The following is a 7,804-nucleotide window of genomic DNA, read 5'->3' on the forward strand; positions in this document are numbered from 1 at the left end:
GTCTGTTGCACCTTATCATCTTTTAGCGATTGCATGCAACGCCCTCAAATGCCTCATTTCAGGTGCAATGGGCTTCCAAAAAGTAGGTTTGTTGGCGATACAAAATCCAGCTATCATAGCTGCATCTGATTTATCTGTCTTATTTCTGAGCAGCTCACTTTTGCCAAAAGCTTTCTGGATTTACTATACTGACATTATGTCCTAAATCGTGCATAAAAGTAGCCAAATCTTCTCCATACCAACTAGTTGCTTCAAGACATAAATGAGTAAGATTTGCTCCATGGCCATTGCACCAAACTACAAGTTTTGCAAAACCATCTTGATTATTTTGAAAGACTTTGTGTCGTTTTTTACTCTCCACTAACAAACATCAAATTTCTTTTTTGAAATATCCACACCCAAAATAGCATTTACTTGCATAAAATTGCCTCCAAGACTATAAATAAACTGAGAGTTTAGACTAACCTTGTAATACGGGATATAATTCCAAAAGATACTGTTCTGTCTTTAACTCTATGGGAGGGAAGCAAAATCTGGGATTCGGCCTTAATGGCATTAGTGTCGCATCAGCTTCACCCTCCCTGTGAGGTATTTTAGCTCTAATGCCTCACATCATAAAGATACAAGTGTCACGCACTGGGATGACATTATAGGAGGCTACTTGGATGACAAGAAAGGAGCACCGAAATGACATCATAGGGGCGCTGGGACGACACCGTCATAAAGTGAAACTAGATTGTATCTTATCGGTAAAAAAGAAGAGCTATTTGAGGAAGTTTTTATAGGACTAAAACCAAAGAAAACTTGCATATAAGTTTATTAAGATGTAAAATTGAAGTTATTTTAAAAGAATAGGTCGATTATGAATCTTGTAACAAAATCTGCTATCGATTTTACTGCTTCAGCTATTCTCTCTGGCGGAGAAATTGTTGATGATTTCTGTCTGAGTAAGCGCATAAAAAATAAGTATGCTGTCCTTTTTTTCTATCCACTTGATTTTACCTTTGTCTGTCCAACTGAGTTGATATCATTTAGTAATAAAATAGAGGATTTTTCAAAACGTGGTGTTGAAGTGATAGGAATAAGTGTAGATTCAAAATTTTCACATTATAAATGGCGAAACACTCCAGTTAATGATGGTGGTATTGGAGAAGTTAGCTACACTTTAGTGTCTGATATCAAAAAGTCTATATCAAGAGACTATGGGGTCTTATATGATGACTCAATTGCGCTGAGAGCAACTTTCGTTATTGATGATAAATTTATTGTACGTCATCAATCAATAAATGATTTGCCTTTAGGGCGTAATATCGATGAGTTCGTTAGAGTCGTTGATGCAATTAAACATAATGAAGAGCATGGTGAGGTATGTCCAGCTGGATGGAAGAGGGGCAAGCCGGCAATGCAGGCGAGTAATGAAGGAGTAGCTGATTATCTAAACTCATACAGTGAAGAATTATAGATTTAGTACAAAAGTTCTTATTATTGGATCTGGAGCAGCGGGTTATGCTGCTGCTATATATGCAGCACGTGCAAACTTAGAGCCAATTGTAGTAACGGGAATGCAGCCTGGTGGTCAGCTTACAATTACTACAGATGTTGAAAACTATCCTGGTTTTGTTTCAATACAAGGGCCAGAACTAATGGAGCAAATGAGGTTGCATGCAGAAAAGGTTGGAGCAAAGATAATAGATGATGAGATAAAAAGCGTTGAACAACTTGAGGATTCTAATGAGTATAGGTTTAGATCTTCTGGTAATACTAATGACTACTATTCAGATGCAATTATAATTGCATCTGGTGCGCAAGCGAAGTGGCTTGGTCTCAAGAGTGAAAAGGAATTTCAAGGTTACGGAGTTTCAGCTTGTGCAACTTGTGATGGTGCATTTTTTAGGAATAAAGTTGTAGCTGTGGTTGGTGGTGGAAACACTGCTGTTGAAGAAGCAATATTTTTAACTCGATTTGCCAAAAAAGTGATATTAATACACAGACGTGATAAATTAAGAGCGGAAAAAGTAATGCAAGATAGGCTCTTTAAAAATGATAAAATAAAAGTAATGTGGAACCACACCATAGAGCAGATTCTTGGAGAAGAAAATCCAAAAAAAGTTACTGGTATTATAGTTAAATCAACGGAAGCTCAAGAGTTAGAAGTGGATGGAGTGTTCATTGCAATTGGGCATGCACCAAATACAGGTATTTTTAAAGGCTTTGTTGAAATGGATCAGCAGGGTTATATAATTACAAAACCTGGAACAACTTTAACTAGTAAAGCAGGAGTATTTGCTGCAGGTGATGTTCAAGATAAGGTGTATCGCCAGGCAGTAGTTGCAGCAGGAACAGGGTGCATGGCTGCACTTGATGCAGAAAAGTTTTTAGAGTCGTAGTTAATTCTAGGATTTTGAATAAATTACTTGCAATTTTCCTTTTTTTTACATACTTATATTAGTAAATTATTAGGTAGGTTTAATATGCTTTATGGAGGGAATAGGACAAGTACTACTGGTTACGGATATAATCAGAGAACTCCAGAACCGCTTGATGAACCAACACAAAAGTTATTTAAGGCTATTGATGATGAAAACCTAGAAGCTTTTAAACAAGCTCTAGCAGAAGGTGCGGATGTTAATGCGTTTGATAAGGAGGGCATGATACCTTTGATATCCATAGCTATTAATTTGTCTGCAGGCTCTAAAACAGAAAAAGAATATCAGAATATGATTAGGTTACTTCTACTACACCGGAGCATAGATGTTAATATTCGCGAACAAAATAATAACAATACAGCTTTGTATCTAGCAATGTGCTTTCAGCAAAAGAAAACGTTACAACTCTTACTAAGTCATCCAAACATAAGCACTTACCTAACTAATAAAAAACAGCAAAATCCTGAGGAATGTGCTAGACAAAATCGTGCTGAGTATTTGATAATAGAAATACAAAAAGCACGAAAAGAAAGAGAATTATTAGATGCTCTTTCTAGCGGAAACATTTACCAAGCGAAAAGACTATTAAATCAAGAGTCTAACCCTAATTGCTGGAAAAGGAACCAAAATGGAGAAATAGAAACGCTGCTTAGCTTAATTATTCAATCATGTTTACAAGGAATAACATCAGATAACAAAGAAGTATTGACAAAACTTTTAAAACATAAAGAGCTAGATTTTAGTCAAATAAAGTCAATACAAGCTATAGAGCGAAATTCATGGGTGAAGCAAATAATTAAACAAGCTATTACAGAGCGATTAACCGATACTATTAATAAAAAAGATTTAGATGATGTAAAAAATTAGTAGAAGATAATTGTTTCATAAATCGTGCGATTGTTACTGCTGCATTGAGGGGTATTAATAATCCAATCGAATCTATTACAAATTATCTAAATGAAAAATTTCCTGCAAATACGAATAATATACCAAAAGATTTTGAGAGGTTTGTAGAAGAATTTGAAAAGACAAAAGCTCAACTTGTAGAGAAAGAGCAAGAGCTAACGAATAAAACTGGCAAAATTTCACTATTAGAAAGAGATTTGAAACAAGTAAGGAAAGAAAGAGATAGGCTTTTATCAGAAAATAGATTGCTCCGTACTAAAAGTCTGAGTAATAAAAACGAAAAATCCTCACAAGTAATTTCTCCTAGTAGAAAACAAAGCAACTTCGCTTCTGCTTCTTTTGTGTTGTCTGGAGCGTTTGCTGTTGGTGCATGTTTAACAATACCTAATTTGGAAATATGTATTCCACTTGCTGTAACTGCATTTGCCTTCTTTACAATTGGATGCTACTGTTCATACAAAGCAAACACAGCACTTAGCGACGTTAAAAGCACTCAGCTTGGTAATGTTATCAGTTTAGAATGAAGTTAAGGTTTTGGCTTCTTCTCCAAACTCTGCTGAAAATTTTTGTACATGTTAAAAACATCTTGATAATTGAGGTGAGTGTAAACTTGAGTAGTCTCAAGACTCGAATGACCAAGCAGTTGTTGTATTGATCTTATATCAATATCTTCCTGAAGCAAATGAGTAGCAAAACTATGACGAAATGCATGTGGAGATAAAATTTCTGGCAGATTTAATATTCTCCTTATTTTCTGCAAACGATTAGCCACATAAGTTCTTCCCAATTTTTTTCCTCTTACTCCCAAAAAAAGATATTGTGTTTCATTATTAATGCCAAGATAAGGGCAGGCTTTTACATATTCCTGTATACATTTTTTTACTACCGGAAGAATGAATACCTGCCTTTGTTTATCTCCCTTACCTGTTACTATTAAACTTTCATTGTTAATATCACTAACCCCAAGGTTCAACGCTTCACTGATTCTTAAGCCTGTACCATATAGCAGGACAATAATTGCAATTTCTCTTTTTACCACCCAAGGTTCGCTCAAGTCAGATAATTTCATTTCTTTCACCAAAGTTTTTATATCAGGTATTGATAATGCTTTGGGCAGAGTTCTTCTCTGAATTGGCCTTGATAAGGAAAATACAGCTTCATTGTCTATATTGTAGTTGTTTTTTATGTACTTGAAAAAATTTCTGATTACTGAGAGTGCTCGAGTGTTAGATCTTGCATTCACACCTCTTGCATACCGAGAGGTAAGCCAACTTCTGAGCTCAGGTACGCTCAATTTTTCCAAAGTGCCGACATTTACTTCTCCACCAATGTGAGTATTTAAGAAACTTATAAGATCCTTCAAGTCCCTCATGTATGAATCTAAAGTGTTTGGTGAATAAGATCTGTTGCACCTCAGCCACTCATACCATTTTTCAATGATTGAACCGAGGTCCACAATTATTTTTTAAAGAAAGCATCGATGCACGCATCTCGAAAGGCTTCATTTATATCAGGATGAGAGTGACAAATTCTGTATATATCCTCTGCTGCTGCGCCATATGCCATTGCAACCGCTGCTTCGTTGATTAGCGTATCAGCGTATGCTCCTATGATATGCACACCTAGTATTGTATCTGCTCTGCTACAAGTCAGCACTTTCACGAATCCTTCAGCATCACCAGTGATTTTTGCTCTGCCGTTTGCAGCAAATTGACATTTACCAACTTTGTACTTATAGCCAGCATTTTTGAGTTCCTCTTCGGCTTTACCGATCGAAGAAACCGCAGGGTGAGTGTAAATGACAGATGGTATAATTTCATAATCAACGTGAGGTGACTGTCCTGCTATTATCTCTGCAACTGCCACTCCTTCTTCCTCTGCTTTATGAGCAAGCATTGCTCCACCAATCACATCACCAATAGCAAATATTCCTCTCACATTAGTTTCATATCTGTTGTTAACTTGAACGAAACCACGATTATCTTTTTTTATTTTTTCAAGACCTTCAGTGTATGGTTTGCGTCCTGCTGCCACCAATACCTTATCCGCCTCTATAGTGTTTGTTTGATTATCTTTTACAGAACAAACTTTTACACTCAAAGAGCTACTACTTTGTTTTATTCCCTCAACTTTAGTGCTAAGTAAAAATTTTATTCCTTGTTTTTGTAGACTAGAAAGTAGAGACTTACTTAATTCTCCATCCATTGCTGCAGCGATTCTATCAAAAAATTCTACTACAGTGACTTCAGACCCTAGCCTCCTCCATACAGAAGACATTTCAAGCCCTATTGCCCCGGCTCCGATTACGACAAGTTTTTTTGGTACTTCAGTTAAAGACAATGCACCAGTTGATGAAATAATACTTTCCTCATCGATATTAATTCCTGGCAAAGAAATAACGTCAGAACCGGTTGCAATTACTATATTTTTTGTCTTCAGCACCTTATCTTCAACTGAAACTTCAAGATTATCTTGGTCAAAAGAAGTAATTTTCCCAAGTCCATTGATTTTAGTGATTTTGTGAAGGTTAAACAGATATTCTATACCTTTTCCAAGTTCCTGAACTCTGGCATCCTTATAGCTTAGCATTTCTTTTAAATCGAAACTTGCATCCTTAATTTTTATGCCAAGCTTCGACAGATCATTTTTCGTGTGAGCATACTGATAGGAAGAATGAAGTAGTGCTTTGGAAGGTATGCATCCAACTCGCAAGCATGTACCACCAAAAATGCTATTTTTATCTATGCAGGCAACTTTCAATCCAAGTTTTGCAGCAGCGATAGCACACTTATAACCGCCTGGACCACCACCTATAACAATCAGATCATAATCAATCATAAAGAACAAACCTATTTTCTAAAGAATAAACACCATTTCCCTCAGTTGTTACATATATTTTATCGTGAGTAAACACTGGAGTGTGAAACACATTACCAGGTACTTTGACTACCTTTCCTGCACTTTCAGATCCAGGAAAAGCAAGCATTGAACCTTTATTGCTTGTCACCCACAGTGTATGGGCATGCACAATTGGAGCAAACAATTGCGTATTTTCTATTAAATCAGATGCCCAGACTGTTTCTCCATTTTTTATATCCAGGCCGATTATTTTATTATCTTCAGTTACTATAAAAATTCTTCCGCCTTCTTTTTGTTTCTCTGCAGGAATAAGAGGACTATAATATGACTCAATGTCTGATACATTTTTTACTTGCAGTGACTTTGACCATAAAATATTTCCTGATCTCACGTTAATACCATAAATATAAGAATTATTTGTAGCTATTAAAGTATCGCCAAGCACTCTCGGTGTAGTAGTTACATCTGTGAGCTGTGTATCCAAAAGGTTTGTAGCCAATTTTTGGCTCCACAATTTTTTACCGTCTTCATTAAAAGCTATTAACTCACCATTTGAAAATGGTGCTATTATTTTATCGTTAGAAATTGTTGGCGATATGGAATACAAACCTCGAACCTCATTGATACCGTTTTGATAAGCCCAAGCGGAGCTACCATCTTTTATATCAAACACGTACAGATAATTATCAATAGTCAATACTACCAATTTATTATTTATTACTGCTGCTTTCCCTCTTACTGGAGCTCTCAATTCTTTTTCCCACTCAATCTTGCCAGTTTTTGCATCTATTGCGTGTAAAGTGTTATCCACTATAAAGAAAACATTTTTTTCATAATGCGATAGGCTAATGTTACCAATTTTTTTCCTATGTGAGAGGTGTAATTTCCAATTCATAGCCTTTGAGTTATCAATATCAAAGGAATATAAAGCGCCGTGCTTGTCTGATAAAATAACGCTATCTTCTGTAAGCACTGGAGCTACATATCCTTGAGATAGTTTTTTATCCACTAGACTTATTCGCTCGCTTGCCATTGTGTAACTGCTACACAATAACATTATTATGACAATTATTACTTTCATTACTTAGTTGAGAACAAGATTTATTAATATACATACTAGAAATCTTAATCACAATGAAAATGTTCTTGTTGTACGTTGAAACATTGATTTATGAACAGAATGTTATATTATTATGTAAAAACTATACTCTTAGAGCTCATCCACTATGCGGCAACGTGCATAGCTGTATGAACATTGAGATATAAAAGTAATTTATACCAAGAAGAAAGATGTCATCCAAGTAGCCTCTTTCTTGTCATCCGAGTAGCTCCTTTTTTCGTCATCCCAGTGCCCAGACTACTTGGATCCAGGAAACTTAACTCTACACCAAGTAAATGTACAATAAGAACTAGATTCCAGACTGGAATGACACCCTACTTAACCGTCATACCGCGATTCATTCGCGGTATCTCATCCGCTAGCAAGAGATCCCGCTAACAAGCAGCGGGATGACGAATTGCTTAACCGTCATCCCGCCACGAACCGTCATACCGCGATTCATTCGTGGTATCTCATCCGCTAACAAGAAATCCCGCTAGCACGTAGCGGGATG

7 protein-coding genes and 1 pseudogene are annotated in these 7,804 nt (G+C 36.2%); 4 read left to right on the forward strand and 4 right to left on the reverse strand.

The features are described 5' to 3' along the window. Positions 1-420 (reverse strand): annotated as a pseudogene (locus OZD67_RS06495) (IS110 family transposase); the annotation flags it as partial. 442 nt (positions 421-862) lie between these two features. Here OZD67_RS06495 and OZD67_RS01700 point away from each other — a divergent pair. From OZD67_RS01700 to OZD67_RS01715, 4 genes are all read left to right on the forward strand, one after another. Continuing rightward, entirely contained in the window at positions 863-1,462 is a 600-nt protein-coding gene (locus OZD67_RS01700; protein ID WP_182183785.1) for a peroxiredoxin, read from the forward strand. Next, positions 1,449-2,387 carry a thioredoxin-disulfide reductase gene (trxB, locus tag OZD67_RS01705; protein WP_182183787.1) on the forward strand — a complete coding sequence of 313 codons (939 nt, stop codon included), beginning with the start codon at positions 1,449-1,451 and terminating at the stop codon, positions 2,385-2,387. Before OZD67_RS01700 ends, trxB begins: the two co-directional genes overlap by 14 nt. 84 nt (positions 2,388-2,471) lie before the next feature. Further along, the gene (locus OZD67_RS01710; protein ID WP_259346678.1) at positions 2,472-3,293 is read left to right on the forward strand and encodes an ankyrin repeat domain-containing protein; all 822 of its coding nucleotides are present in this window, start codon (positions 2,472-2,474) and stop codon (positions 3,291-3,293) included. 44 nt (positions 3,294-3,337) lie between these two features. Next, positions 3,338-3,856, forward strand: coding sequence for a TomO hydrophobic C-terminal domain-containing protein (locus OZD67_RS01715; RefSeq protein WP_259346679.1), 519 nt, complete (start codon positions 3,338-3,340; stop codon positions 3,854-3,856). 2 nt (positions 3,857-3,858) lie between these two features. Here the strand turns inward: OZD67_RS01715 and OZD67_RS01720 are convergent, their stop codons facing one another. Genes OZD67_RS01720 through OZD67_RS01730 form a run of 3 tightly spaced genes read right to left on the reverse strand, consistent with a single transcriptional unit; the run spans position 3,859 to position 7,272 of the window. Beyond that, complete coding sequence (locus tag OZD67_RS01720; protein ID WP_182183789.1) at positions 3,859-4,788, reverse strand: tyrosine recombinase XerC; 930 nt, start codon at positions 4,786-4,788, stop codon at positions 3,859-3,861. A 2-nt stretch (positions 4,789-4,790) separates the two neighbouring features. Then, positions 4,791-6,170, reverse strand: coding sequence for a dihydrolipoyl dehydrogenase (lpdA, locus tag OZD67_RS01725; protein ID WP_182183791.1), 1,380 nt, complete (start codon positions 6,168-6,170; stop codon positions 4,791-4,793). Further along, positions 6,163-7,272: an outer membrane protein assembly factor BamB family protein gene (locus OZD67_RS01730; protein WP_182183793.1), complete on the reverse strand. Its 1,110-nt coding sequence runs from the start codon at positions 7,270-7,272 to the stop codon at positions 6,163-6,165. The genes lpdA and OZD67_RS01730 overlap by 8 nt, the downstream gene beginning before the upstream one ends. Between the last annotated feature and the right edge of the window lie 532 nt (positions 7,273-7,804).

The sequence above is a fragment of the Wolbachia endosymbiont of Drosophila nikananu genome (assembly GCF_028981865.1).
In the GTDB taxonomy this organism is placed as follows: domain Bacteria; phylum Pseudomonadota; class Alphaproteobacteria; order Rickettsiales; family Anaplasmataceae; genus Wolbachia; species Wolbachia pipientis_B.